The sequence below is a fragment of the Pseudomonas sp. PDM19 genome (genome assembly GCF_014852215.1).
GTDB lineage: Bacteria > Pseudomonadota > Gammaproteobacteria > Pseudomonadales > Pseudomonadaceae > Pseudomonas.
The window spans coordinates 177,074-203,614 of sequence record NZ_JACVBG010000005.1; the positions used below are offsets into that span (position 1 = coordinate 177,074).

At 66.2% G+C, this 26,541-nt stretch carries 21 protein-coding genes; 7 read left to right on the forward strand and 14 right to left on the reverse strand.

Annotated features, from left to right (window positions below):
- Positions 1 to 5 precede the first annotated feature (5 nt).
- Positions 6 to 1,163: a multidrug efflux RND transporter periplasmic adaptor subunit MexA gene (gene mexA / locus IB273_RS27190; protein WP_138213095.1), complete on the reverse strand. Its 1,158-nt coding sequence runs from the start codon at positions 1,161 to 1,163 to the stop codon at positions 6 to 8.
- A gap of 270 nt (positions 1,164 to 1,433) precedes the next feature.
- On the opposite strand from mexA, the gene IB273_RS27195 reads away from it, so the two are divergent.
- Positions 1,434 to 1,868: a MarR family winged helix-turn-helix transcriptional regulator gene (locus IB273_RS27195; protein ID WP_151189772.1), complete on the forward strand. Its 435-nt coding sequence runs from the start codon at positions 1,434 to 1,436 to the stop codon at positions 1,866 to 1,868.
- A gap of 51 nt (positions 1,869 to 1,919) precedes the next feature.
- Here the strand turns inward: IB273_RS27195 and IB273_RS27200 are convergent, their stop codons facing one another.
- From IB273_RS27200 to IB273_RS27210, 3 genes are all read right to left on the reverse strand, one after another.
- The gene (locus IB273_RS27200) at positions 1,920 to 2,495 is read right to left on the reverse strand and encodes a YceI family protein (RefSeq protein WP_081519614.1); all 576 of its coding nucleotides are present in this window, start codon (positions 2,493 to 2,495) and stop codon (positions 1,920 to 1,922) included.
- 28 nt (positions 2,496 to 2,523) lie between these two features.
- Entirely contained in the window at positions 2,524 to 3,078 is a 555-nt protein-coding gene (locus IB273_RS27205) for a cytochrome b (protein ID WP_151189066.1), read from the reverse strand.
- A gap of 178 nt (positions 3,079 to 3,256) precedes the next feature.
- On the reverse strand, positions 3,257 to 4,747 hold the full coding sequence (locus IB273_RS27210; RefSeq protein ID WP_192225475.1) for a flavin monoamine oxidase family protein: 1,491 nt from the start codon (positions 4,745 to 4,747) through the stop codon (positions 3,257 to 3,259).
- A gap of 192 nt (positions 4,748 to 4,939) precedes the next feature.
- Here IB273_RS27210 and IB273_RS27215 point away from each other — a divergent pair, with 192 nt between their 5' ends.
- Positions 4,940 to 6,343, forward strand: a complete 1,404-nt coding sequence (locus IB273_RS27215) for an adenosylmethionine--8-amino-7-oxononanoate transaminase (RefSeq protein WP_138213099.1) — start codon at positions 4,940 to 4,942, stop codon at positions 6,341 to 6,343.
- Between the two features lie 85 nt (positions 6,344 to 6,428).
- The gene (locus IB273_RS27220; RefSeq protein ID WP_192225476.1) at positions 6,429 to 7,148 is read left to right on the forward strand and encodes a 16S rRNA (uracil(1498)-N(3))-methyltransferase; all 720 of its coding nucleotides are present in this window, start codon (positions 6,429 to 6,431) and stop codon (positions 7,146 to 7,148) included.
- 13 nt (positions 7,149 to 7,161) lie between these two features.
- On the opposite strand, the gene IB273_RS27225 is transcribed toward IB273_RS27220, so the two are convergent.
- From IB273_RS27225 to pilG, 10 genes are all read right to left on the reverse strand, one after another.
- On the reverse strand, positions 7,162 to 7,773 hold the full coding sequence (locus tag IB273_RS27225) for a LysE family transporter (RefSeq protein WP_138213103.1): 612 nt from the start codon (positions 7,771 to 7,773) through the stop codon (positions 7,162 to 7,164).
- Between the two features lie 74 nt (positions 7,774 to 7,847).
- A complete protein-coding gene (locus IB273_RS27230) occupies positions 7,848 to 8,648 on the reverse strand; it encodes an AraC family transcriptional regulator (RefSeq protein WP_192225477.1) in 801 nt (266 codons plus the stop codon).
- A gap of 7 nt (positions 8,649 to 8,655) precedes the next feature.
- The gene (locus tag IB273_RS27235) at positions 8,656 to 9,171 is read right to left on the reverse strand and encodes a chemotaxis protein CheW (protein WP_225610312.1); all 516 of its coding nucleotides are present in this window, start codon (positions 9,169 to 9,171) and stop codon (positions 8,656 to 8,658) included.
- Positions 9,172 to 9,181: 10 nt separating this feature from the next.
- Positions 9,182 to 10,216: a chemotaxis protein CheB gene (locus IB273_RS27240; protein ID WP_192225478.1), complete on the reverse strand. Its 1,035-nt coding sequence runs from the start codon at positions 10,214 to 10,216 to the stop codon at positions 9,182 to 9,184.
- Positions 10,209 to 18,683, reverse strand: coding sequence for an Hpt domain-containing protein (locus tag IB273_RS27245; protein ID WP_192225479.1), 8,475 nt, complete (start codon positions 18,681 to 18,683; stop codon positions 10,209 to 10,211). Before IB273_RS27245 ends, IB273_RS27240 begins: the two co-directional genes overlap by 8 nt.
- A 24-nt stretch (positions 18,684 to 18,707) precedes the next feature.
- Positions 18,708 to 19,571 carry a protein-glutamate O-methyltransferase gene (locus IB273_RS27250; protein ID WP_151189771.1) on the reverse strand — a complete coding sequence of 288 codons (864 nt, stop codon included), beginning with the start codon at positions 19,569 to 19,571 and terminating at the stop codon, positions 18,708 to 18,710.
- A gap of 62 nt (positions 19,572 to 19,633) precedes the next feature.
- Positions 19,634 to 21,682, reverse strand: a complete 2,049-nt coding sequence (locus IB273_RS27255) for a methyl-accepting chemotaxis protein (RefSeq protein ID WP_045212954.1) — start codon at positions 21,680 to 21,682, stop codon at positions 19,634 to 19,636.
- Between the two features lie 83 nt (positions 21,683 to 21,765).
- Positions 21,766 to 22,302 carry a chemotaxis protein CheW gene (locus IB273_RS27260; RefSeq protein WP_081519603.1) on the reverse strand — a complete coding sequence of 179 codons (537 nt, stop codon included), beginning with the start codon at positions 22,300 to 22,302 and terminating at the stop codon, positions 21,766 to 21,768.
- A gap of 53 nt (positions 22,303 to 22,355) precedes the next feature.
- Complete coding sequence (gene pilH, locus IB273_RS27265) at positions 22,356 to 22,721, reverse strand: twitching motility response regulator PilH (protein ID WP_024766237.1); 366 nt, start codon at positions 22,719 to 22,721, stop codon at positions 22,356 to 22,358.
- A 46-nt stretch (positions 22,722 to 22,767) separates the two neighbouring features.
- Positions 22,768 to 23,175: a twitching motility response regulator PilG gene (gene pilG, locus IB273_RS27270; RefSeq protein WP_015475142.1), complete on the reverse strand. Its 408-nt coding sequence runs from the start codon at positions 23,173 to 23,175 to the stop codon at positions 22,768 to 22,770.
- Between the two features lie 280 nt (positions 23,176 to 23,455).
- On the opposite strand from pilG, the gene gshB reads away from it, so the two are divergent.
- The 4 genes from gshB to ruvX all read left to right on the forward strand — a co-directional run bounded on the left by gshB (position 23,456) and on the right by ruvX (position 26,446).
- A complete protein-coding gene (gshB, locus tag IB273_RS27275) occupies positions 23,456 to 24,418 on the forward strand; it encodes a glutathione synthase (RefSeq protein ID WP_081519602.1) in 963 nt (320 codons plus the stop codon).
- A gap of 56 nt (positions 24,419 to 24,474) precedes the next feature.
- Positions 24,475 to 25,368 (forward strand): energy transducer TonB, encoded by an 894-nt coding sequence (locus tag IB273_RS27280; protein WP_081519601.1) that lies wholly within the window; start codon positions 24,475 to 24,477, stop codon positions 25,366 to 25,368.
- Between the two features lie 74 nt (positions 25,369 to 25,442).
- Entirely contained in the window at positions 25,443 to 26,012 is a 570-nt protein-coding gene (locus IB273_RS27285; protein ID WP_081519600.1) for a YqgE/AlgH family protein, read from the forward strand.
- A complete protein-coding gene (ruvX, locus tag IB273_RS27290; RefSeq protein ID WP_138213113.1) occupies positions 26,009 to 26,446 on the forward strand; it encodes a Holliday junction resolvase RuvX in 438 nt (145 codons plus the stop codon). Before IB273_RS27285 ends, ruvX begins: the two co-directional genes overlap by 4 nt.
- The last annotated feature ends 95 nt before the right edge of the window (positions 26,447 to 26,541 follow it).

Below are 26,541 nucleotides of genomic sequence, written 5' to 3' on the forward strand. Positions count from 1 at the left end.
CTTGATTAACCCTGCTTGGCCGGTTGAGCGGCGGCGGGCTTGTCGGCGGCACCGGCGGTGGGCGCCACGTTCTTCGCGGGTACGGCCTTGGCCTGGGCGCCCGGCTGGACGTACTGCAGGCCTTCGGTGATCAGGCGGTCGCCGGCCTTCAGGCCATCGCTGACCAGCCAGTAGGCACCGACGGTGCGGTCGGCCTTGATGGTGCGCAGCTCGACCTTGTCCTCGGCATTGAGCACCAGCGCAGTCGCCATGCCACGGAAGTCACGGGTCACGCCTTGCTGCGGCGCCAGGATGGCCTGCTTCTTGATGCCCTCTTCCAGCTGCGCATGGACGAACATGCCCGGCAACAGCTCCTTGTTCGGGTTGGGGAAGATGGCGCGCACGGTCACCGAGCCGGTGCCCTGGTCAACCGAGACCTCGGAGAACTCCAGCTTGCCCTCGACGGGGTATTCGGAGCCGTCTTCCAGGTACAGCTTGACCTTGGCGGCGTTGTCGCCGGCCTTCTCCAGCTGCCCGGCGGCCAGCTCGCGGCGCAGGCGGATCAGCGAAGTGGAGGATTGGGTGACGTCGACGTAGATCGGGTCCAGCTGCTGCACGGTGGCCAGCGCGGTGCTCTGGCCGTTCTGCACCAGGGCGCCTTCGGTCACGCTGGAGCGGCCGATACGGCCGGAGATCGGCGAGTAGACCTTGGTGTAGCGCACGTTGATCTGGGCGCTGTCGACGGTGGCCTTGGCCTGCAGGTAGGCGGCCTGGGCGTCGGCGTACTGCTGCTTGCTCACCGCCTCGTCCTTGACCAGTTCCTTGTAGCGCTCGGCCTGCTGCTGGGTGGACACCAGGTTGGCCTGGGCGCTCTGCAGCGTCGCCTGATAGGTGGCCGGGTCGATCTGGTACAGCTGCTGGCCTTCCTTGACGTCGCTACCTTCCTTGAACAGGCGCTTGAGGATGATGCCGTTCACCTGCGGGCGAACTTCGGCAATGCGATACGCGGTAGTACGGCCCGGCAGTTCGGTGCTCAGGGTGACTTCCTGCGGCTGCAGGGTCACTACACCGACCTCGGGGATCTGCTTCTCCTGCGGGGCCTGGGCTTTGTCGCAGCCGGCAAGAGTGGCCATGGCGACGAGCAGGGCCGGGACCAGGGCGCGCATGGCTGGCTTTCGTTGCATATCGTTGTCCTCGTGAGCAAAGCATCCGGTTTGGCTGTGGGCTTGCCGGTCCGGAAAAGCTGGCAAAAATACTTACATTCAGCTGTGTTTGTAAACGTCCGAAAGCCCTGAGGGAAACCTACTGAAACGTTTTAGCCTTTGGCTGATAACGCAGTAGGTTTCCCGCAAGGCAGTCGCGGCGATGAACAAAGTTGATAACATCAACTAAAATACGAAAAAATGGTTGAGCCGATCAACCTGATTTACACAAGACTTACCGTGACCGAGCCGATGACCCACAACGTGAATCCCGACCTGCCACAGACTCTGATGAAGGTCCTCGACCACTTGCGCGAGAGCCTCCAGGACCAACTGTGCGCGGAGGGCATCGACCTCACGCCACCGGACATCCGCCTGCTCGAGCTGATCGGCGCCGATGCCGGCCAGAGCCTGCAGAGCCTCGGCCGCAAGATGTGCCGCGACAAGGCACTGGTGACCCGCAAGATCCGTGAGATGGAGACGCTGGGTCTGGTGCGTCGCGAGCGCAACCCGGGTGACCAGCGCAGCTTCCAGCTGTTCCTGACCGAGGCCGGGAGCCGTGTCGACGAGCGTACCCAGGCCATCCTTGCACGTACCCATGACAGTCTGTTCGCACCGCTGGACGACGAGGAGCAACGCACCCTCACCCAGCTCCTGCGGCAGTGCCTGCAGGGTCACGCGGACTGACAGCACAAACGAAAACGCCGGCATTCGCCGGCGTTTTCGCAATTCTGCGTCTTACTGACGCACCCCTTCTACCGACAGGGTCAGCTCGACTTCCTGGGAAGCCGGGCCAAGATCGCGCTGGATGTTGAAGTCCTTCAGCTTGAGGGTGGTGGTGCCGAGGAAGCCGGCACGGTAGCCGCCCCACGGGTCATCGCCCTGGCCGATCAGTTCAGCCTTGATGGTGACCGGCTTGGTCACGCCGTTCAGGGTCAGGTTGCCGGTGATCTCGGCATTCTTGCCATCGGCCTTCACGCCGGTGGATTCGAAGGTCGCGGTCGGGTTCTTCGAGACGTTCAGGAAGTCCGCGCTGCGCAGGTGCTTGTCACGCTCGGCGTGATTGGAGTTCACGCTGTTGGTGTTGATGGTCACCTTGACCTTGTCGGCGGACGGGTTCTTCTCGTCGAAGGTGAAGGCACCGTCGAAGTCGTCGAAGCGGCCGTACAGCCAGCTGTAACCCAGGTGCTTGATGCGGAACTCGATGAAGGCGTGCTGGCCTTCCTTGTCGATCTTGTAGTCCGCGGCCATGGCCTGGCCAGCGGAGAACAGGGCGGTACCCAGCGCCAGAGCGGCGAACGTCTTCTTCAGCATTGAAGCAATCTCCCTTTGAGGTGAGGTGTTATTTCGCGGCACGACCGAGCATGCGGACCAGCGTCTCATCACGGTCGAAGAAATGGTGTTTGAACGCCGCCAGGGCGTGCAGCACGGCCAGTACAACCAGGGTCCAGGCCAGGTACAGGTGAATGGCGCCGGCGATGTCGGCCTGGTCGGTGATGCCGCTCAGGGTGGCGGGCACGTCGAACCAGCCGAACACGCTGATGGGTTTGCCTTCGGCGGTGGAGATCAGGTAGCCGGCGATGATCACCGCGAACAGCAGCGCGTAGAGCGCCAGGTGGCCGAGCCTGGTGGCCAGGCGGGTCATCTGGCCATGGTTGGCCGGGGTCGGTGGCGCCGGGCTGATGAAGCGCCAGAGCACGCGCACGATCAGGGCGATAGCCAGGAGGATGCCGATGCTTTTGTGGATTTCCGGAGCGCGGTGGTACCAGGTGTCGTAGTAGTCCAGCTCGCGCATCCACAGGCCCAGGCCGAACAGGCCGAAGACCACCAGCGCACTGCCCCAGTGCAGGAACAGGCTGACCAGTCCGTAGCGAGCGGGGGAATTACGCCATTGCATCGATCGACATCCTTGAAAACGGGAATTCAAGACTAGCGGTTAATCCATCGAAGAAAAGCAGAAAAATCTGCTTTGAAACATCGACTGACAAGATAGGTCCGAGTCTGAAACGCCCGTCCCAGAGCCAGAAACGACAATGCCGGCTTTCGCCGGCATTGTCGGGGTGGAGCAGGTTCGGTCAGAACGGCAGCCAGGACATGATGCCCTTCTTCTCGCCCTTGGCATCGGCCGGCTTGTCGCTGGCGGCCGGCTTGTTGTCAGCCACCAGGGACGCGCCTTCGAGCACCGGCGTCTTGCCGGCGTAGAGGTCGCGGACCTGGCTGGCGGCACGCTTGCCGCTGCGCAGGGCGCCTTCGATGGTGCCCGGGTAGAGCGCATCGGTGTGCTCGCCGGCGAAGGCCACGCGGGACACCGGGGTCTCCCACACACGCCAGAAGCGGCTGATCTGGCCCGGACCGAAGGCCAGGTAGGAACCGCCGGTGCCGGCGTCGGTGCTGTAGCGACGCATTTCGTAGCCGTCGTAGGCGCCGCGCATCTTCGGGTAGTACTTGTTCATGCGGATCAGCACCTGCTCGGAGAGCTGGCGGTCGCCGAAGGCCTGCATCACGCGGGCGTTGTCGCCGGACAGGTTGATCAGCACGTTGGCGCCGCCCTTGGTCGCGGGCTCGACCCAGATCATGCCCAGGCCCTGGTCGCTGTAGATCTCGCCGGACAGGCGCGACTTGTCGTCCCACACCGGGCGCTTGAACTTCATCAGGATCTGGTCACGCCAGCCGTAGTTGGTGCCCTTGAGGGCCGCCAGCTGCTTTTCGTTCAGGCCCGGGGTCAGGGTGATGTTGCCCAGGGCGCGCAGCGGCACGGCCAGCACCAGGTAGTCGGCGGTGTAGCCGGTGGCGCCGACCTTGACGGTCACGCCGTCCTTGTCCTGGCTGATCGAGGTGACCTTGGCGTTGGTCTTGATGGTCTTGATCTGCTTGACGAAGGCCTGGGCCAGCACCTGGCTGCCGCCGGGCAGACGCGACGCGCGCAGGTCACGGTCGTCGACGCCGCGGTACACACGGCCCTGCTGGGCGAGGTAGAGCAGCGACAGGCGCGACGGTTCGTCGTAGTGCGAACGGATGCGCTGGTTGACCAGCAGGCGCGCGGTCGGCGACAGGTTCAGCTTGTCCAGCCAGCGCGCGGCGGTGAGCTGGTCGAGGGCGAACAGGGTCTTGTTCGCCAGCGGGTTGAGCGGGTCGTCGATGGAGGCGGACAGCTCGTTCAGGGACTTCTCGAAGCGCTCGAGGTCCGCGGCGACGGCCGGCATCTTGGCCTTCAGGTCGGCGCTGGTGTAGTAGACGCCGTCGATCAGGTAGCTCGGGGTACGGACGAATTCCGGCGCCGGCACCGAATTCACCTTCAGGGTTTCCAGGTAGCCGTTGAGGGTCGGCTGGACCTTCTTGTTGCCGATCCACTCGCTGGTGGCCAGGCCCGAACGACCGCCCACCTGCGGCTTGGCTTCCAGCAGGGTGACCTGCCAGCCCGCCTGCTGCAGCTCGTAGGCTGCGGAAAGACCAGCAAGACCGCCGCCGACCACGATGGCGGTCGGTTGTTTGTCCTTGCCCAGCGCCACTACGCTGAACACCCCCAGAGCAAGCAACGCGGCAGCGCGCAGCCATCCCATTTTCATCGCCAGACTTCCCCGAATCGGTGCAAAGGCGCGAAGCATACGTGAGCGCCCGAATGCCGAATAGCCGTGTTGGTCGGCTGCCCACCGCATGTGTCGTAGGACGTGTCCTTGTTCATCTCAGGAGCATTGAATAGGCTTGCCCGATCCGGGCGAGTCGACCGTCTGACGAGCCATTATTTAAAGGAGCAGACCATGGGCCTGAACGCCGAGTGGATGCAGCGCGATCTCGAGGTGCTGTGGCACCCCTGCACCCAGATGAAAGACCACGAGCGCCTGCCGGTGATCCCGATCCGCCGCGGCGAGGGCATCTGGCTGGAGGACTTCGAAGGCAAGCGCTACATGGACGCGGTCAGCTCCTGGTGGGTCAATGTCTTTGGCCATGCCAACCCGCGCATCAACCAGCGCATCAAGGACCAGGTGGACCAGCTGGAGCACGTGATCCTCGCCGGTTTCAGCCACCAGCCTGTGATCGAGTTGTCCGAGCGCCTGCTGCGCCTGGCGCCGGCCGGTTTCTCCCGGGTGTTCTACGCCGACAGCGGCTCGGCCGGCATCGAAGTGGCGCTGAAGATGAGCTACCACTACTGGCACAACCTCGGCCAGCCGGAAAAGAAGCGCTTCATCACCCTGACCAACAGCTACCACGGCGAAACCGTGGCGGCGATGTCGGTGGGCGACGTCGCGCTGTTCACCGAGACCTACAAGTCGCTGCTGATGGACACCATCAAGGTGCCGACCCCCGACTGCTACCTGCGCCCCGAAGGCGTGAGCTGGGAAGAACACTCGCGGACGATGTTCGCCGCCATGGAGCAGGCGCTGGAGCAGCACCATAAAGAAGTCGCGGCGGTGATCGTCGAGCCGCTGGTGCAGGGCGCCGGCGGCATGCGCATGTACCACCCGGTCTACCTCAAGCTGCTTCGCGAGGCCTGCGACCGCTACGGCGTACACCTGATCCACGACGAGATCGCCGTGGGCTTCGGCCGCACCGGCACGATGTTCGCCTGCGAGCAGGCCGGCATCACCCCGGACTTCCTCGTGCTGTCCAAGGCGCTGACCGGCGGCTACCTGGCGATGAGCGCGGTGCTCACCACCGACAAGGTCTACCAGGCCTTCTACGACGACTACGCCACCCTGCGCGCCTTCCTCCACTCGCACACCTACACCGGCAACCCGCTGGCCTGCGCCGCCGCCCTGGCGACCCTGGACATCTTCGAGCAGGACAACGTCATCGAGGCCAACAAGGCCCTGGCGGCAAAAATGGCCAGCGCCACCGCGCACCTGGCCGACCATCCACACGTCTCGGAAATCCGCCAGACCGGCATGATCCTCGCCATCGAGATGGTCCAGGACAAGGCCAGCAAGACGCCCTACCCGTGGCAGGAGCGCCGCGGCCTGAAGGTCTTCCAGCATGGCCTGGAGCGCGGTGCGCTGCTGCGTCCGCTGGGCAGCGTGGTGTACTTCCTGCCGCCGTACATCATCACCCCCGAGCAGATCGACTTCCTCGCCGAGGTCGCCAGCGAAGGCATCGACATCGCCACCCGCGACAGCGTGAGCGTGGCGGTCAGCGAACGCTTCCCCGAGCATCGCGATCCGGGCTGAAAGCGGCGGCAGGCTTCAGGCCATAGGCTGCAGGCGATACACTAGCCAGCCTGTAGCCCTTAGCCTGCCGCCTGTAGCCCAAAAAATGCGCCTCTCCCGCTTCTTCATCGACGCCCCGCTCTCCCTCGGCCAGCACGAGCTGCCCGAAGCCCAGGCCCACTACATCGGCCGCGTGCTCCGGCACACGGCCGGCGACGCCGTGCAGCTGTTCGACGGCTCCGGCCACGAATACCTGGGCGAACTGATCGAGGTCGGCAAGAAGAACGTCCGCGTGGAACTGCGCGAAGCCTTCGACGGCCAGGCCGAATCGCCGCTGCACATCCATCTGGGCCAGGGCCTGTCCCGCGGCGAGCGCATGGACTGGGCGATCCAGAAAGCCACCGAACTGGGCGCCAGCGAGATCACCCCGATCGTCAGCGAACGCTGCGAAGTGCGCCTGAAGGACGAACGCGCCGACAAGCGCATGGCCCACTGGCGCCAGGTGGCGATCAGCGCCTGCGAGCAATGCGGCCGCTCAGTGCTGCCGGTGCTCAACGCGCCGGTCACCCTCGGCGAATGGCTGGAGAGCTGCCAAGCACAGCTCAAGCTGGTGCTGCACCCGGTCGCCGAACCACTGACCAGTCATGACAAGCCATCCAGCCTGGCTTTCCTGATCGGCCCGGAAGGCGGCTTGAGCGATGCGGAAGTGGAACAGGCCAAGGGCGCCGGATTCCATGCCGCGCGACTGGGGCCGCGCGTGCTGCGTACCGAGACCGCTCCGGTGGTGGCATTGAGCGTGGCGCAGCAGCTTTGGGGTGATTTCTAACCGCTTCGGCGACTCAGACGCCCCGTAACGCCAACCCCGCCAGCACCAGCAGTACCACCCCGCATAGCGCATGGCTGACCCGGTGCCAGCGCGGCGAAGCGTTGCGCCGCAGCCAGTCCACCAGTGCCGCGCAGAGGAAGCAGCAGAGCACCGAGGCGGTCATGAAGCCGGCGAAGAACACCAGCGAATCGGCCAGCGACGGCACGCCGTTCACCAGCCCGGCCATGGCGCCGCCCAGCGCGCCCCAGTAGACGATGTTCTTCGGATTCGACAGCGACAGCATGGCCCCGGACGCAAAAGCCCCGGCATTGTGCTCACCGCTGTCGCCCTCCTCCATCACGCCAACCTGGCGAGCATCCATCAGGCTCTGCACACCCAGCCAGGCCAGATAGGCAGCGCTGGCCAGGGTCAGGGGCAGGCGCAAGGTCTCGTGGCCCAGCAGCAGCGCCAGCCCGGTGAGGCCGATCAGCGCCCACACCGCGTCGCCGATCAGCGAGCCGAACTGCACCAGCAGCGCCGGGCGGAAGCCGCCTTTCAGGCCGCGGCGCAGGGTTTCGGCGAGGACCGCGCCGGGGGACAGGCAGAAGACGATGCCGAACAGCAGCGCGGCGAAGAACAGGGTCATGGATCAGCTCTCGAACAGGTGGGCAATGGCGCGATTCTGCCTGGGCGGCTGCGGCCGGACTTGAACCGGATTGCTCAGCGCAGGGCGCGCTGGAAATTGCCCGGTGACACGCCATAGGCCGCACGGAAGTGCCGGTTCAGGTGGCTCTGGTCGGCGAAGCCGAGTTCCTGAGCCACTTCCGTGGCCGGCCGCCCCGCGCGCAGCAAGGCCTGGGCGCGCCGGGTGCGCAGTTGCATGGCCCACTGCCGGGGGCTCAGGCCGACCTGTTTCTGGAAGCTGCGCAGCAGGTGGAAGCGCGACAGACCGAGGTAGGCAGCCATTTCGTCGAGGCTGGGTTGTCGCGCCAGATCGGCGGCCAGCCAGTCCTGCAGGTCGGCAATCCGCCCACCGCCATCCAGACTCTCGTGCGGCAGGCGCACGCCCATGGCGCGGGCGATCTTCGCCAGCAGCAGCGTCAGGCGCTCTTCGCCGTGCTGGCGAACGAAGGCATCCTCGCCCAGCACGCGCTCGACGGCGTCGGCCATGGCAGCGGCCAGTGCGGGAAGGCGGTCGGTGGGGCGTTCGAACTCCAGGCGCTGCAGACCCAGAATCGCGGCCAGTTGGTCCGGTGCAACGTAGAGGCTGACGAATTGCCAGGGCTGCTCCTGGTCGACGCCGCCGCCCTGGATCTGTCCGGGGTTGTAGGTGGTGATGGCGCCGGGGCCGGCGTCGAAGGTGCGGCCATCCAGCCATACGCGCTCTTCGCCGCGCAGGTTGGCGCTGATGACGAATTCGTCGTGGCTGTGGCGCTCGAAACTGTGGCCGCCGAGGGTGGCGCCGGCGACCTCGAAGCCGGGGTTGTCCCCCAGCTGGGCAAGGCGCAGGCCACCGGTCATGGCGGGCTCAGATCAGTCCGGAGTCGGCCAGCTTCTGCTCCAGCGCGGCCAGGTCGGGGATGCGCGCCTGGGCGTCGCCCAGGTCAACCGCGTCCAACTCCAGCGGCGCCAGCGGCACGTCGGCGCGCTTGAGGTCGCTGCCAACCTTCATCGAACGTGGGATGCCCTGCACCAGCAGGGCGAAGAATTTCACGTTGGGTCGCCCGCCCAGGGCGTTGACCACGATCACCCGCGCGCCGGGGCTGACTTCGGCCTGGCCGTCGGAGGCCGCCTCGAAGGACAGCAGCGGCAGGCGCAGGTCGCGCCAGGCCACCTGGCCCAGGTACCAGGACGGCAGGCCGTCCACCGGGTGCGGGGCACGGTAGGTGATCAGCTCGGCCACCGCCACGTTGGGCAGCAGCAGGTTGCGGTCGGCCAGTGGCACCAGCAGCGCGGTCAGGCTGCCGGGGGCGGCGCTGGCCGCGGCACCCTTGGCAACAGCACCATTGGCAACGCCGGCATTGGCGACGGGAAGATCACTCATCGGTCCGATCTCACTGCGTGACTACGCCGACGCATTGCTCGGCGAGGTGATTGACCAGCGCCGCCGCGAGTTCGCGCGGGTCGCCGGAAAGGGTGCTGTAGCCGCCTTCGCGCAGGCTGTCGGGCATGCTCGAACAGGCGCAGCTGTCGGCGCGCTGGGTCCAGATCGGCGCGCCCTGGCGGCGCACGTAGGCCGCGGCGGCGCTGCCGTCGCTGCACATGCCGCTGAACACGATCACGCCACAACGATCGCCGTACTGTTGGGCGAGGTTGAGCATCATCTGGTCGATGGACGGGCTGTAGGGCTCCGGCCAGCTGCGATCTTCCACGCGCATGCGCGCCGAGCCGTCGAAGCCCAGTTCGCGGGAGATCGGCACCACCACGACTTCGCCGCAGCGCACCGGGTCGCCGTCGCGCACGGTGTTGACGTGCCACTGGCTGTGGCGGCCGACCGCTTGCGGCAGGTTGGCCTCGAAGGATGCGTCGATGTGCTGGGCGTACAGGAAGCCCACCGGCAGGCCGCCGGGCAGCGCATCGAGGAAAGTCTTCACCGCTGCCGGGCCGCCCAGCGAGGCGGCCAGCAGCCAGGCCTGCGCCGCCGGTTCACCGGCCTTGAGCGGGGAGGCCGCGAGGTCATCGGGCAGCGTCACGCGGGTCGGGCGCTGCGCTTCGTCGAGCAGCGCAGCCAGGCTGCGGCCGACGCCGGCGCTGGGGTCGCCCACCAGCTTGCGCAGCTTGGAGACCAGCCGGCGCTCCCAGCGCGGGTAATGTTCGGAATGCCGCTCCGGTGCGTGGCCTTCGCCGAACAGTACGGGCACCCGCGACTGCTCCAGCAGGTTGTCCACCAACGGCGAATCTTCCTGCTGCGCCAGGTCCACCAGCCACAGGTCGGTCTCGCAGGCTTCCAGCTGCTCGCTTTCAAGGCGCGCCGGGTCGGCGTTGAGCACCACCTGGTAGCCATGGCCGGCCAGGGCCTGCGCCAGCACGTGGCGCTGCAAGGAGGTATCGGCAATCACCGCAATCCGCGGCGTGCTCTGCTCAGACATGGGCCTTCACCAGCTTGTGGATGTTCTCCAGCAGCTCGGATTCCTGGTACGGCTTGCCCAGGTACTGGTTGACGCCGATGGCCAGGGCACGGTCGCGGTGCTTCTCGCCGGTACGGGAGGTAATCATGATGATCGGCAGGTCCTTCAGCTGTTCATCGTGGCGCACCAGGGTGGCCACCTCGAAGCCGTCCATGCGCGGCATCTCGATGTCCAGCAGCATGATGTCGGGCTTGTGTTCCTGCAGCTGGGCGATGGCGTCCACCCCGTCCTTGGCGGTGAGCACGTTCATGCCGTTGCGCTCGAGCAGGCGGCTGGTGACCTTGCGCACGGTGACCGAGTCGTCCACCACCATGACCAGTGTCGGGCGCTGGTGCTCGATCTCCGCGGCGGCCGGGCCGGCCAGCTGGCGGCGCGGGGCGTGCTGGACATGCTGCGCATGGAGCACACGGATGGTCGCCAGCAGGTCGAGAATCACCACCACGCGACCGTCACCGAGGATGGTCGCACCGGAGATGCCGCTGACGCCGGCGAACTGCGCACCGAGGCTCTTCACCACGATCTCGCGCGAGCCCGCCAGGGCATCCACCTGCACTGCCACTGCGTGGTCAGCCGAGCGCACGAGGATCACCGGCAACGGCAGCGACTGCCCGACCAGCTTGGGATGCTGGCCGTTGTTCAGCAGGTCGCCCAGGTATTTCAGTTCATAGCTCTGGCCGGCGTACTCGAAGCTCGGCGCGGCGCCGGTCTCGTCGGCGGCAGCCTGCTCGTAGAGGGCTTCGAGCTCGTACGGGGAGACCCGCACGATACCTTCGATGGTGTTCAGCGGCAGGGCGTAGAGGTCTTCGCCGGAGAGCACCATCAGCGCGCGGTTCACCGACACGGTGAACGGCAGGCGAATGTCGAAGCGGGTGCCTTCGCCGACGCTGGAGTGGATGCTCATGGAGCCGCCGAGCTGCTTCACCTCGGAGTTCACCACGTCCATGCCCACGCCACGGCCGGAAATCTGCGTGACCTTCTCGGCGGTACTGAAGCCGGCCTCGAGGATGAACTGCAGCACCTCGTGGTCGTTCAGCTCGCTGTCGTCGGTCATCAGGCCGCGTTCGATGGCTTTGCGGCGCACCGCGTCCAGGCGGATGCCGGCGCCGTCGTCGGCGAGGGTCAGGAGGATGTCGCCACCCTCGCGGCCCAGGGTCAGGCGGATGGTGCCCTGCTCGGCCTTGCCGGCGATGCGGCGCGCCTCGCCGGACTCGATGCCGTGGTCGACCGCGTTGCGCAGCATGTGCTCCAGCGGCGCGACGATGCGTTCGAGCACGGTACGGTCCATCTCGCCTTCGGCGTTGCTGACCACGAACTCGACCTGCTTGCCCAGCTCGCTCGCCACCTGACGGACGATCCGGCGCAGGCGTGGCACCAGGCGGTCGAAGGGCACCATGCGGGTGCGCATCAGGCCTTCCTGCAGCTCGGTGTTGACCCGCGCCTGTTGCAGCAGCAGGGTCTCGGCGTCGCGGTTCTTGGCGGCCAGGGTTTCCTTGAGGTCGAACAGGTCGGAAGCGGACTCGAACAGTGCACGCGACAGCTGCTGCAGCTGCGAGTAGCGGTCCATTTCCAGCGGGTCGAATTCTTCGTAGCCGGCGCGCTCGGCGTCGGCCTGGTGGCGCGAAAGGATCTGCGCCTGGGTTTCGGTATCGAGGCGGCGCAGCTGGTCGCGAACCCGCTCGATGGTGGCGTCCATCTCGCCCAGGGTCGAACCGACGTCGCTCACCTGCTGCTCGACGCGACCACGGAAGATCGAGGTCTCACCGGCGAGGTTGACCAGGCCTTCGAGCAGTTGCGCGGGCACCTTCACCAGTTCCTGCGGCGCGCGACGCGCAGCGGCTTCCTGGGCGGCTTCCTGGGCACGGCGGACGAAGGGCAGCACCACCGGCGCATCGCTGCGCTGCGGTACGGCCGCGGCCATGATGGCTTCCGGCAGTGCCGGCAGGTTCAGCGGGGCCGGCGGTTCGGCAATCGGCTCCTCGGCGAGGTCTTCCTGCTGGCCTTCGACGCTCTCGACTTCACCCAGGTGCAGGCGCAGCTGGTCGACTTCGGCCTGCAGGCCCTCGAAGCCGGACTGCGCATCCATCAACAGGCTTTCCGGCCAGGGCGCGCCCTGCTGCTGGGCTTCGCCCAGGTGCTGTTCGAGGTCGTGGGCCAGGTCGCCCAGGCTGGTCTGGCCAGCCAGGCGCGCACCGCCCTTGAGGGTGTGGAGAATGCGCAGCAGCTCGTCGAGCGCGCCGTTCTCGCGCTCGGCGTCCCAGCGACCCAGCGCCTGTTCCATGGCTTCGAGCAGGTCGTCGGCCTCTTCCAGGAAGATATCCAGGATGTCGGCTTCCGGGCCTTCCGGCGCGGCATGGGCGGAGCTGATCGCGTGCAGGCTGACGCTACTGGGGATGCTCAGTTGTTCTTCGGGGTTGGCACGAAATCGGTGGATCGCGTCGATCAGCGATTCACCTCCCGGAATCCGGCGATGCTGCTGGACCGCCTCGAGCATCTCGGCGAGACGGTCGTGGCAGCGCTGCAGCAGCTCGAAGAGTGTCGGGCTGGCGCGCAGGCGTCCGCCGCAGAGGCCTTCGTAGAGGAATTCCAGTTCGTGGGAGAGATCGCCGATGGGGCGGATCTCGGCCATCCGCGCGCCGCCCTTGAGGGTGTGCAGGTCGCGTTGCAGCGCTTCCAGCTCGACGCTGTTGTCGGGGTTTTCCATCCAGCGGTGCAGGGCACCGGAGGAGCTTTCGAGGATGTCGAAACCTTCCTCGAGGAAGATTTCCACCAGTTCCTGGTCGCGGTCTTCGTCCAGCTCGTACTCGCTGTCCTGGACGCCAGAGGCTTCAGGAGCAACTGCGGCCGGCTGCGCTTCGGCAACTTCAGCCTCGGCGGCTTCGAGGAAGGCCTGCAGGTCGAGATCCTGCGCCGTGACTTCCAGCTCCGGCTCGGCGCCCGCGTCGGCAGCAATGCTTTCCGGCTCGATGGCTTCGAGCTCGATGCTGTCGAGCTCGATGTTTTCCAGATCACTGGCTTCAGGATCAGCCGTTTCGATGCCTTCAGCAGCTTCGGCTTCCGGCGCCACCTCGGCGGGCAGCTCCAGCTCGATGGCGTCTTCGATGACCGGCGGCAGTTCGAGGGTTTCGTCCTGCTCGGCCACGGCGTCCTGCTGCACAGCCAGGGCCTGCGGCTGGTTCAGGCCGGCGGCCGGGTTCTGGCGGAAGGTGCGGATGGTCTGCACCAGGTCGGCCGGGTCGGTCAGCGCCTGGCCGGCCTGCAACTGGTCGAGCTGGGTCGCCAGACGGTCGTGGCAGGTACGCAGCAGGTCACCCAGCGGCTGGCTGTGCTGGAAGCGATGGTCCAGCAGGCCTTCGTAGAGCGATTCGAGTTCGTGGGACAGGTCACCGATCTCGCGGATTTCCGCCATGCGCGCGCCACCCTTGAGGGTGTGCAGGTCGCGCTGCAGGGTCGAGAGCGCAGCAAGGCCTTCGGGCGAGGCCAGCCACTGGTCCAGCGCCTGGCCGGCGTTATCCAGGATATCGACCGCCTCTTCGAGGAAGATCGCCACCATTTCCTCGTCCAGCGCCCGCGGCGGTTGCTGCGGGGCGGGATGGGCATGCGGGGTCTCGGCGGTGATGACGTCATCGTCGTCATCATCGGCGGCGCCGCGCGGGGCGCCGTCATTGTCGTTGCGCGCCGACCAGCCCAGGCCGTCGGGCAGGTTGTCGTCGTCCACCGGGCGGCCGCCCAGGAGGAACTCCTCGTCCTCGGCCGGGAAGTCCTCGGCGGTGAGGCTTTCCAGGTCGACGAACTCGATGTCCGAATCGTCCTGCTGGTCGTTCGCAGGCTCTTGCGCTGCGACGACCGGAGCGTCCAGCAAGCGATGCAGCGCTTCGACCTGTTCCGGGCGGGCGCTGACCTGCAGGGCCGCAGCCACCTGGTCCATCATGCCGATCAGCGCCTCGTGGGCAGTTTCGGCGGCGGAGAAGAAGGCATCGCCGGTTTCCAGGCGCCCCTGGCGCACGGCGCCGTAGACCGCCAGCAGCGCATCGGCGAGTTCCGCCATCTGCGGCAGCTCGGCCATCTGCGCGCCACGGCTGAGGGTTTCCAGCTCGTCGTAGAGGGCGCCCAGTTCGTGGCGCTCCTGCGGGTGTTCACGCCAGCGGCGCAGCAGGTCCTCGGCGTCGAGCAGGATGTCCATGCCCTCGGCGAGGAACATGCCGATCATCTGCGGGTCGTTGCCGCTGCCCTCGCCGCTTTCACCGCGACGCTTGGCCTCGGCGGCCTCCAGGCGTTCCTGATGGATCTGCGCGATGCGCGCCAGCAGCTCCGGGCTGCCCTCGATGGGCGCCAGCGGGCGGCCTTCGACGAGCTGGTCGAGACCGACGCGGAACAGGCCTTCAGCGGCGTGCAGCAGCTCGGCCTCGCGCAGGTCCACCTGCAACAGGTTGGTCTTGAATTCCTTGACCAGCCGCTCCAGCGGCGTGGCGATTTCGGCGATCGGCAGGATGCCGGCCATGTGTGCGCTGCCCTTGAGCGTGTGCAGGGCGCGCTGCAGGTCGTCGGTCACCGGCTGCGGCAGCTGTTGCGCGCAATCGGCGAGGAAGCCGACCAGGGTTTCCAGATGGGCTTCGGCTTCGTTGCGGAAGATCTCCAGCAACTGCGGGTCGAGGCTTTCGTCGAGGCCCTCGTTGGCCGCTTGCGCAGCGATTTCCTCGACATCCGCCAGCTCGGGGGTGATGTCCTCGACCTGCGGCGCCGACTCCGGCAGCCCGCCACTCGGCGGCGGCACCGGCTGTCCTTTGGCCAGGGCGTGGGCGGTGGCGGCAAGACGGTCGACATCGTCGCGCTGGCGCTGGGCGCTGGCGGCGTACTCATCGATCAGTTCAGGCATCAGCGCGACGACATCCTGGACCACCAGTTGCACTGCCGGCGAGTCGGTGATGCTGCGATCCAGCACGCGATTGAGCAGGTTCTCGATGGACCAGGCCAGTTCGCCAATCACCAGGGCGCGGACCATCCGGCCACTGCCCTTGAGGGTGTGGAAGGCTCGGCGAATCTCGGTCAGCGACTCGCGGCCGTCGGCGCTCCCCAGCCAGGTCGGCAGGTGTTCGCCAATGGTTTCCAGCACTTCACCGGCTTCCTCGATGAAGACTTCGCGCAGCTCTTCGTCGATCGGTTCTTCGTCGGCGGGCGGCGGCAGCAGGCTGGGCGGCACGTCCTGGGCGGGCGGGTTGATCGCCTGGACCGGGGCAGCCATGACTTCAGCCAGGGACAGCGGCTTGGTCGGTGCCTCGGCGACCGGCTCGGGCTCGGCCGGCGGGCTGGGCAGCTCGACTTCCGGCAGGTCCAGGTCGGCGATGTTCTCGTCGCTCCAGGCTTCGGCCTGGAAGGCGGGCGTTTCGGCTTCGGCCAGCGACTCCAGCGGTTCGAGCTGCAGCGGCGCGTCGAGGCTGAGGTCGACGCCGGCGTCCAGCGCGGTCGGCTCGCTCAGCTCGCCCAGAGTCCAGTTGTCATCGCTGACCAGCGCGACTTGCGCGGTGGACGGCTCATCAGTGGCCGGTTGGGCGTCGAAGCTCAGGTCGTCCAGGGATTCCAGGGTCGCCAGCGGCGCGGGTTCGAGCGCTTCCAGGCTGGCGAAGTTTTCGTCCAGATCCAGGGAAGGCGCAGGCGACTCGGCAGCCGGCTGGGTCAGGTCGACGCTGAACCAGTCTTCCTCGGCGGGCTTCTCGCCAGCCGGGGTGAGCGCTTCCATGTCCCAGCTCAGCTCGTCCACCGGGGCCGGAGCGGCCTCCAGCGACGGCAGGCTGGCGAAGTCTTCGACCAGCTCCGGGGTTGCCGGGGTTTCGCTCGGCGCGGTGGACAGGCCCAGGGCTTCCCAGGACTGCTCGGCAACGACGGCCTCCGCCGGAGCCGGCTCGTCGAAGCGCGGCGCCTCGGCCAGCGCAGCGGTGTCGTCCAGGCTCCAGCTCAGTTCATCGGCCAGCGGCTGCGCGGGAGCTTCTTCCAGCGTTTCGAGGCTGAACTCGATGCTGTCGGCCTTGTGGCTGTCGTCCAGCGACCAGCCTTCGTCGGCCAGGGTGGTGTCGGTGATCGGTGCAGCCGGCTCCAGTTCGATGTCCCAGCTGAGGCTTTCCGGCTCCAGCGAGGCGGTCGGCGCGCTCGGTTCGGTAGAGGCGGCCAGCGGCTCGACCTCGTCCAGGGTCCAGGCGCCCAGCTCAGCGACGGGCTCGGCGGCAGGCAGGCCGGAGTCCAGTTCCAGGGGCTCGAAGGTGAAGCTGGAATCGGCTTCGCCGGCAGCTTGGGCTTGCGGCTCGAGAGGGACGTCGAAGTCGGCCAGCAGCGCGGGCTCTTCCACGGCAGCAGGTTCGACGACCGGCTCCAGGGATTCGAACGTGAAGCTCTCTGCGTTTTCGACGGCGGGTTGTGGCGCGTCGAAGTCCGCCAGGTCGAGGGTCGGTTCTTCTACCGGGGCCGGCTGCTCAACAGGGGCCAGTTCTTCCGAAGGAGCGACCTCTTCCAGAGAAGCAAGGGGGGCAGGCTGTTCGAACGACGGCTCTTCGAGCGGGGCGGCCTCGAAGCCGGACGGCTCGAAGCTGTCGGCGATTTCCACCGGCGCGGCCAGTTCCGGGACTTCCTCCACGGGCACCGCTTCGGTCGGCTCGGCCAGCGGCTGGGCGGCCAGCACGTCGATCTCGTCGAGTGGATTGTCCAGCGGAGCAGGCGCGAAGGCGCTCGGCTCGGCGTCGAGGATCGACGGACGCGGCTTGAGCGAGTAGCCCAGGCTGTCCAGGCTCTCCTCGGCCACGTCGAGGATCATGTCGCCCTGGGTGTTGTGGTCTTCCGACAGGCGCTCGAGGTAGTACTCGACGCTGGTGATGGCGTCGGCCAGGGTGTCCAGGCTGTGCCAGTCCGGCACGGCCTGGCGCACCAGCAGTTGTTCCTGGATGTAGCGATTGCAGTTTTCCAGCAATTTCGCCGCACGCTCCTGGGAGATCATCGCCAGTCCACCGCGAACCTGCGTCAGCAGTTCCGGCACGCGGGCCAGGTGCTCGTGGTTCCACTGCGAGGCGATGAACTCGATGATCGCGTCCTTGGCCAGTTCCAGGCCGTTGCGCGCTTCCTTGATCACCACCTGGTGGATCTGCTCGACATCGGTGGTCGGCAGGACGTTCTCTTCGCGGCCCGGCTCTTCGCTCGGGCCGACCATGCCGGCCAGGGTGGCCTCGACATACAGCAGCGCACCGGCGACATCCATCAGGGTGGCGTCGTTGGGCTGGCGCTGGCCGTGGGCGAGCGCGCTGACCACATCGATCTGGTCGAGGATGACCTTGCGCGGCTGGCCGAAGCCCAGCACGGCGAGGGTGTCGGCGATCTGCTTGAGCGGCGCCAGCAGGCTGCCCAGCTCGTTCACGCCGCTGCGGTCGCTGCGCACGAAGAGGTCGAGGCTGTCCTTGACCCGCACCAGCTCTTCGCACAGCGCGCCAACGACGGAGCGCATGGCGTCGCGGTCGGGGCCGGCGAGACGGGCACGCTCCTCGTCCACCAGGGCTGCGCCCGGCAGGGCGTCGTCCAGGCGGTACTCGTCCTTCACCGCACGCACGCGCGGCGACTGGTCCGAGGCCTTGGCCACGTAGAACAGCAGGTTCTTGATCAGCTCGTCGGGCGCCGGCTGGTTCATGGCGTCGGCGCCCTGGTCGACCAGACGTTTGAACTCGCGGTCGACCTGGCGCAGCAGGTTACGCACCGAGGTGCCGTTGGCGATGCTGCCGTTGGCCAGGCCTTCGATCATCGCCGAGGCGATCACCCACAGACGGCCCAGCGGGGCGTCCTTGCACAGGGATTCGAGGCGGGCGAAGACGCGCGCCAGGTAGCCCAGGTTGGTCGGCAGGTCCTGGTTGCGGATAACGCCGACCAGGGCGACCTGCAGCATCTGCCGCAGCTTGCGCAGCAGCGCCGGCAGTTCGGCGGTGCGCAGGCGCGCCAGGGCGTCCACCGGCAATACCGGGGATTCGCGGGACAGGTCGGGGGAGAACAGGCTGGTTTCCGACAGCAGCTTCTCGCCACGGGCGGTGCGCAGGTCGTTGAGCAGCGGCAGCACCACCAGCGGCAGGTCGCGGCGGGCGCTCTGGATGCGTTCCAGGTAGGCCGGCAGCTGCAGGATGGCCTGCATCAGCACTTCCAGCGCTTCGCTCTGGCTGGAAGTCGTGCCGTCGATCAGCGCCTGGGTCAGGTACTCCATTTCTTCGGCGAGCAGGGCTGCGCCGTAGAACTCCACCATCTGCAGAGTGCCACGCACCTGGTGGATATAGGCCAGGCAAAAGCCCATCCGCGTCGGGTCCTGGGGATTCTCGACGTAGGATTCGAGGGCCTGCCGCGCCTGCTTGAGCGTTTCGGCAATCTCGCCTTTTACCCATTCCAGGGCGACATAATCGTGCCGATCACCCATAGCCACTCCACTCATGTGTCTGTGTCATCCCTTCCGGGTAAAGGCCAGAACGCGCTCATCGGCGACCGGTTCGAGCAGCGGGTGGTGCCAATCGGCGACCTCGCCCACTCCGATCACCAGCAGTCCCCCAGGCGCCAGCCGCTCGGCCAGGCGATTGAGGATTTCCCGCCGCCGCCAGCGGCGGAAATAGATCAGCAGGTTCTGGCAAAAAATCACGTCCATGCCGGACATTGGCGCCTTGGCCAGTTCCAGCACATTCAGCCGCGCGCAACAGACGCGCCCGGCGAGATCGGGTATCACTGCGTATCGACCGTCATCCTGCGCGCTGAAGTAGCGCGTGGCCAGTTCCGGGTCGATATCCGCAAGCTTGCGTGCCGCATACGTGGCCTCGCGCGCCCGGTTGAGGGCATTGAGGCTGATGTCGGTGCCGGTCACGCCATACAGCGGCGCAAGACCTGCGTCTTCCAGTACCTTGGCGGCCACCATGGCGAGGGAGTAAGGCTCCTCGCCGCTGGAACAGCCGACGCTCCACAAGGCCAGCGGCCGGCTCGGGCCGACCTGTTCGAGGCGCTGGAGCAGAAAGCTTTCCAGCACGTCGAAGGATGCCTTGTGGCGAAAGAAACGGGTTTCCTGAACGGTGAGGCGGTCCAGCAGGTTCGACCACTCGACGGCGCCGCGCGGGCCATCGGTGACCTGGCGGTAATAGGTGCCGTAGTCGGCAATGCCCAGTTCGCGCATCCGCGCGCCCAGGCTGGTCTGCAGGAAGGCCCGGCGCTGCTCGTTGACGACAACGCCGGTGCGGTCTTCCAACAGTGCCTGCCAGTCGCGGAAGTCCGCTGCCGACATGTCGGCCAACGGCTGCAACGACCAGACGCCACTTGCCTGCATGTCGCGCCCCTCGCTCAAGATCGTCGTGCGCTACCCGGCTAAGAGCAGCGCACCTCCTCTGCTCAGGCCTGTTCGGCGGTGTCCGGCAGTTTGAAGCCGGATACGGAGTGGCGCATCTCGCCGGCCATCTTGGCCAGGTTACCAATGCTGCGCGCGGTAGCGGTGGTACCGGCAGAGGTCTGCGAGGTGATCTCCTGGATCACGTTCATGGTGTTGGAAATGTGGCCGGCGGAGGAGGCCTGCTGACGGGCGGCGTTGGAGATGTTCTGGATCAACGCTGCCAGGGTCTTGGATACCTTCTCGATCTCTTCCAGGGACACACCGGCGTCCTGCGCCAGACGGGCACCACGGACCACCTCGGAGGTGGTCTGTTCCATCGAGATCACCGCTTCGTTGGTGTCGGTCTGAATGGTCTTCACCAGCGCCTCGATCTGCTTGGTCGCAGCGGAGGAACGTTCCGCCAGGCGCTGTACTTCGTCCGCTACCACGGCGAAGCCGCGGCCCGCGTCGCCCGCCATGGACGCCTGGATCGCGGCGTTCAGTGCGAGGATGTTGGTCTGGTCGGCAATGTCGTTGATCAGGCTTACGATGTCACCGATCTCCTGGGACGATTCACCGAGGCGCTTGATCCGCTTCGAGGTGTCCTGGATCTGCTCACGGATGTTGTCCATGCCGGTGATGGTGTTGTGCACCACTTCGTTGCCCTTGTTGGCGATGGCTACGGAACGTTCCGCTACCGCCGAGGACTCGGAGGCGTTCGCCGATACCTGGTCAATGGACACGGCCATTTCGTTGATCGCGGCGGAGGCGCCGGCGATTTCCTGGGCCTGGTGCTCGGAAGCCTCGGCCAAGTGCATGGCGGTGGCCTGGGTTTCCTGGGCGGCGGCGGCCACCTGCACGGCTGTCAGGTTGATGGTTTCCACCAGCTCGCGGAGCTGGTCGATGGAGTAGTTGATGGAGTCCGCGATCGCACCGGTGAAGTCCTCGGTTACCGTCGCGGCCACCGTCAGGTCACCGTCGGCGAGGTCGGCGATTTCGTCGAGCAGTCGCAGAATCGCCGCCTGGTTACGTTCGTTCTTCTCGGCGGTCTCGGCCAGTCGGCGGTTGGTTTCACGCACCATCACCAGGCCGATGAGGATGATCGCGCCCAGGGCGATGATACCCAGCGCGGCGCTGGCGACCTGGTTGAACACACGGCCTTCGGCCAGGTTCTCGAAGCCGGCGGCGAGGCTGGAAGCCTTGTCCAGCAGGGTCTGCGAGCCACCGAAGATGGTGTTGGCGGCTTCACGAACCTGGAACAGTTCCGGGGAGGTCTCGAGGATCTCGTCCACCGAGCCGGAAACGAATTCGAACAGCTCGGCGATCTCGTTGAGGCGGTCCACCGCTTCGGCGTTGGTCACCTTGGAGATGCTCATCGCCGCATTGCCTTCCTTCATGCCCTTGAGTACGCGGCCGAAGAGGCTGGCGTCACGGCCGAAGCTGTCGGCAGCCTGCACGGAGTTCTCGTCACCGGCGAGCACCTTGTTCACCGAGCCGAGGATACGTTCGGCCAGCAGCGACTGGCGCTGGGCTACCGCGACCTGGTCGGCCGGGGCGCCGTTTTCCAGCAGGATGTCGACGACCTCTTCGTATTCCACCTGCAGCTGCGGGATGGTTTCGGCGAGGGTCGCGGCTACCTGGTGCAGGGACAGTACGGTCTGTTCGCTGGCGAGGATGGAGTCGGCGTTCTTGCGCAGGGTGTCCCAGTCCTTCTGCACATCCGCCATCTGCGGTTGTACCGAATCCGGGCTCGGCGGCAGGCCGGTGCTCTCGTCACCCTTGGAGAGGATGTTCCAGCGCTTCTCGAAGTCGTTGCGCGCTTCTTTCAGCAGCTTGAACGCCTCCGCCTTGCCCGCCGCGGCTTCCGTGGCGTTCTTGGCGATACGCTGGGACAGCACGCGCAGTTCACCGGCATGGCCGATGTACTGCTTGTCGTGGTTCGCCTGGGTGTTGAGGTAAGCGAAGTTGGCGAACAGCAAGACGATCGCCACGATCAGGACCACGAAGAGTCCGAGGATCAGCGAGCTGCTACGCGCACCCGAAAAAAGACTGCCTGCCTTTATATTTTTCATATTCGGCCCCCGCCTGGACCCACCACGATTACGAATTCCATGTCACAACAAGGGCCGGCAATGCCGGCCCAACCGGTCAAACTCTAGCTGGCGACGTCCAGGAACCCCGGGTGCTGAGCCAGCGCATGCGGGCTGAACACGAGCCAGGGTTGCTCCCGATGGAAGACGCCATGGATAAAGGGCTGCAGGACCGCTTCGAGGGGCGGCAGCTGCTCGGAGAAGGTGTCCACCGGGAAGTGCTGCATGCCGAACACCTCATCGACGATGAGGCCGGCGAAGACTTCCTGGTATTCCACGACGAGCACACGCCGTTGCTTGCGCAGAGGCGAAAGCTCCGCGCCGAGGAAACCGCACAGGTCCATGATCGGCAACAGGCGGCCGCGCACGTTGGCGACCCCCTTCACCCAGTCACGGACACCGGGCAGCAGTGTGTAGCGCGGCTCATGAAGAACCTCGCCGACCTCCCCCATGGGCGCCACGAACAGGCGCCCAGCCATGCGAAAGCCGATGCCGTTCCAGCTCTGCACCACCTCGCGCTGCGCGGGCAGACCCGCGGCCAGCTGACGACAGCGCTGATCGATCTGGACGAGAACCTCGAAAGGACTCTGGACTTCCGCCATGCCGGCCCTGGCCTTCTCTAATAATTATGTTCAGGTGTGCAGGTACGGCTGTATCAGCCGGCCAGCACCGAATTGATGGTCTTGAGCAGTGTTTCTTCGTCCACCGGTTTGGTCAGGTAGTCGCGAGCGCCCTGGCGCTTGCCCCAGACCTTGTCGGTCTCCTGATCCTTGGTGGTGACGATGATCACCGGAATCGCGCTGGTTTCCGGGTCCTTGGACAGCTGACGGGTCGCCTGGAAGCCGTTCAGGCCGGGCATGACGATGTCCATCAGGACGACGTCGGGCTTTTCCTGGCGAGCCAGGGCCACGCCATCGGCGCCATTTTCGGCCTTGAGTACCTGGTGCGAGTGCTTTTCCAGCATCGCGGTCAGCTTGTACATCTCGGTCGGCGAGTCATCAACAATCAGAATTCGAGCCATTGTGGTCCCCATACGGAATAGGCGTCACCGGCGCTTGCGCCGGACTTCAGGAAGCGTGCTCCACCGGGGTGAAGTCGGGCACATGGGTCTTGATCGCGCCGAGCAGTTCTTCCTTGCTGAAAGGCTTGGTGAGGTACTGATCGGAACCGACGATGCGACCCTTGGCCTTGTCGAACAGGCCGTCCTTGGAGGACAGCATGATCACCGGCGTGGATTTGAATGCACTGTTGTTCTTGATCAGGGCGCAGGTCTGATAGCCATCCAGGCGCGGCATCATGATGTCGACGAAGATGATGCTCGGATGGGTATCGGCGATCTTGGCCAGCGCGTCGAAGCCGTCGATGGCTGTAATGACATCGCAGCCGACTTTCTTCAGCAGGGTTTCAGCCGTGCGACGAATCGTCTTGGAATCGTCGATCACCATTACTTTCAAACCGTCGGAATGCTGTTCCATGTTCGCCCTTACCATCTCGGTGAGTCGTTTTTCCGCTTTTTATTTCAGTGCGCAAGCGCCCTGCCACCGTCGGGCTGCGACCCAATCGTGGGAACCTTTTACCACAATCGTCAGAATCTTTACCACGCCCAGCAAATTCAGGCCATAAGACCCCGAACGCGCAGGCTTTTTCCTTGACCGAGCGCACATCCAGCGCCACCCTGAGCGTCCATTTTCAGCCTTTGCGGCGCTGCCTCGAGTCGCAGCCCCAAGCCGACGAATTCCCCCAGGAGGACATCCCATGAGCGTACGCCTCGGGATCGTGATGGACCCCATCGCGCAGATCAGTTTCAAGAAGGACAGCTCGCTGGCCATGTTGCTGGCCGCCCAGGCCCGTGGCTGGCAGCTCTTCTATATGGAACAGCAGGATCTTTACCAGAAAGAGAACGTCGCCCGCGGTCGCATGCGTCCGCTCAAGGTGTTCTACGACCCAGCCCACTGGTTCGAACTGGAAGACGAAGTCGACCAGCCGCTGTCGGACCTGGACGTGATCCTGATGCGCAAGGATCCGCCCTTCGACAACGAGTTCGTCTACTCCACCTACCTGCTGGAACAGGCCGAAACCGCCGGCACGCTCATCGTCAACAAGCCGCAGAGCCTGCGTGACTGCAACGAGAAGTACTTCGCCACGCTGTTCCCGCAGTGCGCGCCGCCGACAGTGGTGAGTCGCCGGTCCGACATTCTCCGCGAATTCGCCGCGGAGCATCGTGACATCATTCTCAAACCCCTGGATGGCATGGGCGGATCGATGATCTTCCGCCACCGCGAAGGCGACCCGAACCTCTCGGTGATCCTCGAGACCCTGACCCGCCACGGCCAGGAGCAGGTCATGGCGCAGCGCTACCTGCCGGCCATCAAGGATGGCGACAAGCGCATCCTGATGATCGACGGCGAGCCGGTGGAATACTGCCTGGCGCGCATTCCCGCCCAGGGCGAGACCCGTGGCAACCTCGCCGCCGGCGGCCGTGGCGTGGCCCAGCCGCTGACCGAACGCGACCGCTGGATCGCCGCCCAGGTCGGCCCGGAACTGCGCAAGCGCGGCCTGCTGTTCGTCGGCCTGGACGTGATCGGCGAGAACCTCACCGAGATCAACGTCACCAGCCCGACCTGCATCCGCGAGATCGATGCGGCCTACGACACGCGCATCGGTGAGAGACTGATGGCAGTCATCGACGAAAAGCTCAAGGCGCGCAGTGCGTCATAGACTTTTATAAGCCTCGTCGGCAGACTTCCGCCCCACCCTGGCCCGTGCGATCCGCAATGAACGCTGCAACCCATCAAGACTTCCCCGTGTCCTCCGGCGTACGTCCGGCGGACCGTCTGGGTTTCACCCTGTTCGTTGCGGCCATCCTGCACGTGGCCGTGCTGCTGGGCGTGGGCTTCACCATGCCCTCGCCCAGCCAGCTGAGCAAGACGCTGGAAATCACCCTGGCCAGCTTCAAGAGCGACAAGGCGCCCGAGAAGGCCGACTACCTCGCCCAGATGAACCAGCAGGGCAGCGGCACCCTGGAACACAAGGCGATCCCCAAGACCACCGAGCAGGCGCCGTTCCAGGACACCGAAGTCAAGAAGGTCTCTCCGCCGGCCACCCCGCGCCAGGCCAAGAGCCCCGAAGCACCCAAGGCCGCCGTCGCCACCCGCACCCCGCGCCCGGACAAGGTGCAGACCAAGCAGCAGACGCCCAAGGCCGAGACCGTCGCCAAGCCTGCTCCGCAGTTCGACTCCGCCCAGCTCTCGGCGGAAATCTCCAGCCTCGAAGCCGACCTCGCCCGCGACCAGCAGGCCTACGCCAAGCGTCCGCGCATCCACCGCCTGAGCGCCGCCTCGACCATGCGCGACAAGGGCGCCTGGTACAAGGAAGAGTGGCGCAAGAAGATCGAACGCATCGGCAACCTCAACTACCCCGACGAAGCCCGTCGCCAACGCATCTACGGCAGTCTGCGGCTGCTGGTGTCGATCAACCGCGACGGCTCGCTGTATGAGGTGCAGGTCCTGGAATCCTCCGGACAGCCGACGCTCGACCAGGCCGCCCAGCGCATCGTGCGCCTGGCCGCACCTTTCGCGCCCTTCTCCGGCGACCTGAACGACATCGACCGCCTGGAAATCATCCGCACCTGGCGCTTCGAGCGCGGCGACCGCCTGTCCAGCAACTGAGCCAGCGCGCCCGAAGCGTCTGCTGACGCTTTCAAGTCTTGTCCCTTTGGCCCCCAGGCCTGAAACTAGCCGGCATGAAAAGCACAGCCGCCAGCTACCTCAAGCACCACTTCCTGATCGCCATGCCACACATGGCGGACTCCAATTTCGCCCAGACGGTGACCTACCTCGTGGAACACAACGAGCAGGGCGCCATGGGCCTGATCATCAATCGCCCCAGTGGCCTGAGCCTCGCCGACGTGCTCGAACAACTGCGCCCGGACGAACTGCCGCCGGTGCGCTGCCAGGGCGTGACCATCTATAGCGGCGGCCCGGTGCAGACTGACCGCGGCTTCGTCCTGCACCCCACCGGGCGCAGCTACCAGGCCACCCTGGAGCTGGGCGAGTTGTCGCTGTCCACCTCCCAGGACGTGCTGTTCGCCATCGCCGACGGCAGCGGCCCGGCGCAACACCTGATCACCCTCGGCTATGCAGGCTGGGAGGCCGGCCAACTGGAAGCCGAACTCGCCGACAACGCCTGGCTGACCTGCCCCGCGGACCCGGCGGTGCTCTTCGAGGTGCCGGCCGAGCAGCGCCTGTCGGCGGCCGCCGAGCGCCTGGGGGTCAACCTCAGCCTGCTCACCGCCCAGGCCGGGCACGCCTGATGACCAGCAAACCCCTGCGCCTGCTCCTGGGTTTCGACTACGGCACCAAGCAGATCGGCGTCGCCGTCGGCCAGGCCATCACCGGCCAGGCCCGCGAACTGTGCGTGCTCAAGGCACAGAACGGCGTGCCGGACTGGAACCGCGTCGAAGCCCTGATCAAGGAATGGCAGCCCGACGCCATCGTCGTCGGCCTGCCGCTGAACATGGACGGCACCCCCAGCGACATGAGCGAGCGCGCCGAGAAATTCGCCCGCCGCCTGCACGGCCGCTACAACCTGCCGGTACACACCCACGACGAACGCCTGACCACCTACGCCGCCAAGGGCGAGCGCCTGGCCCAGGGCCAGCGCGACGGATACCGCGAGCGCCCGGTGGACGCCCTGGCCGCCGCCCTGCTGCTGGAGGGCTGGCTGGCCGACAACGCCCCCGCCTGACCCGAGGCCGGCTCCCTTGACCTGAAGCAGCGCCAGGGGAGCGAAAGCCACTAAGCTTGCCGGACCACTCCTTCCCGGAACGGTCCGCCCCGATG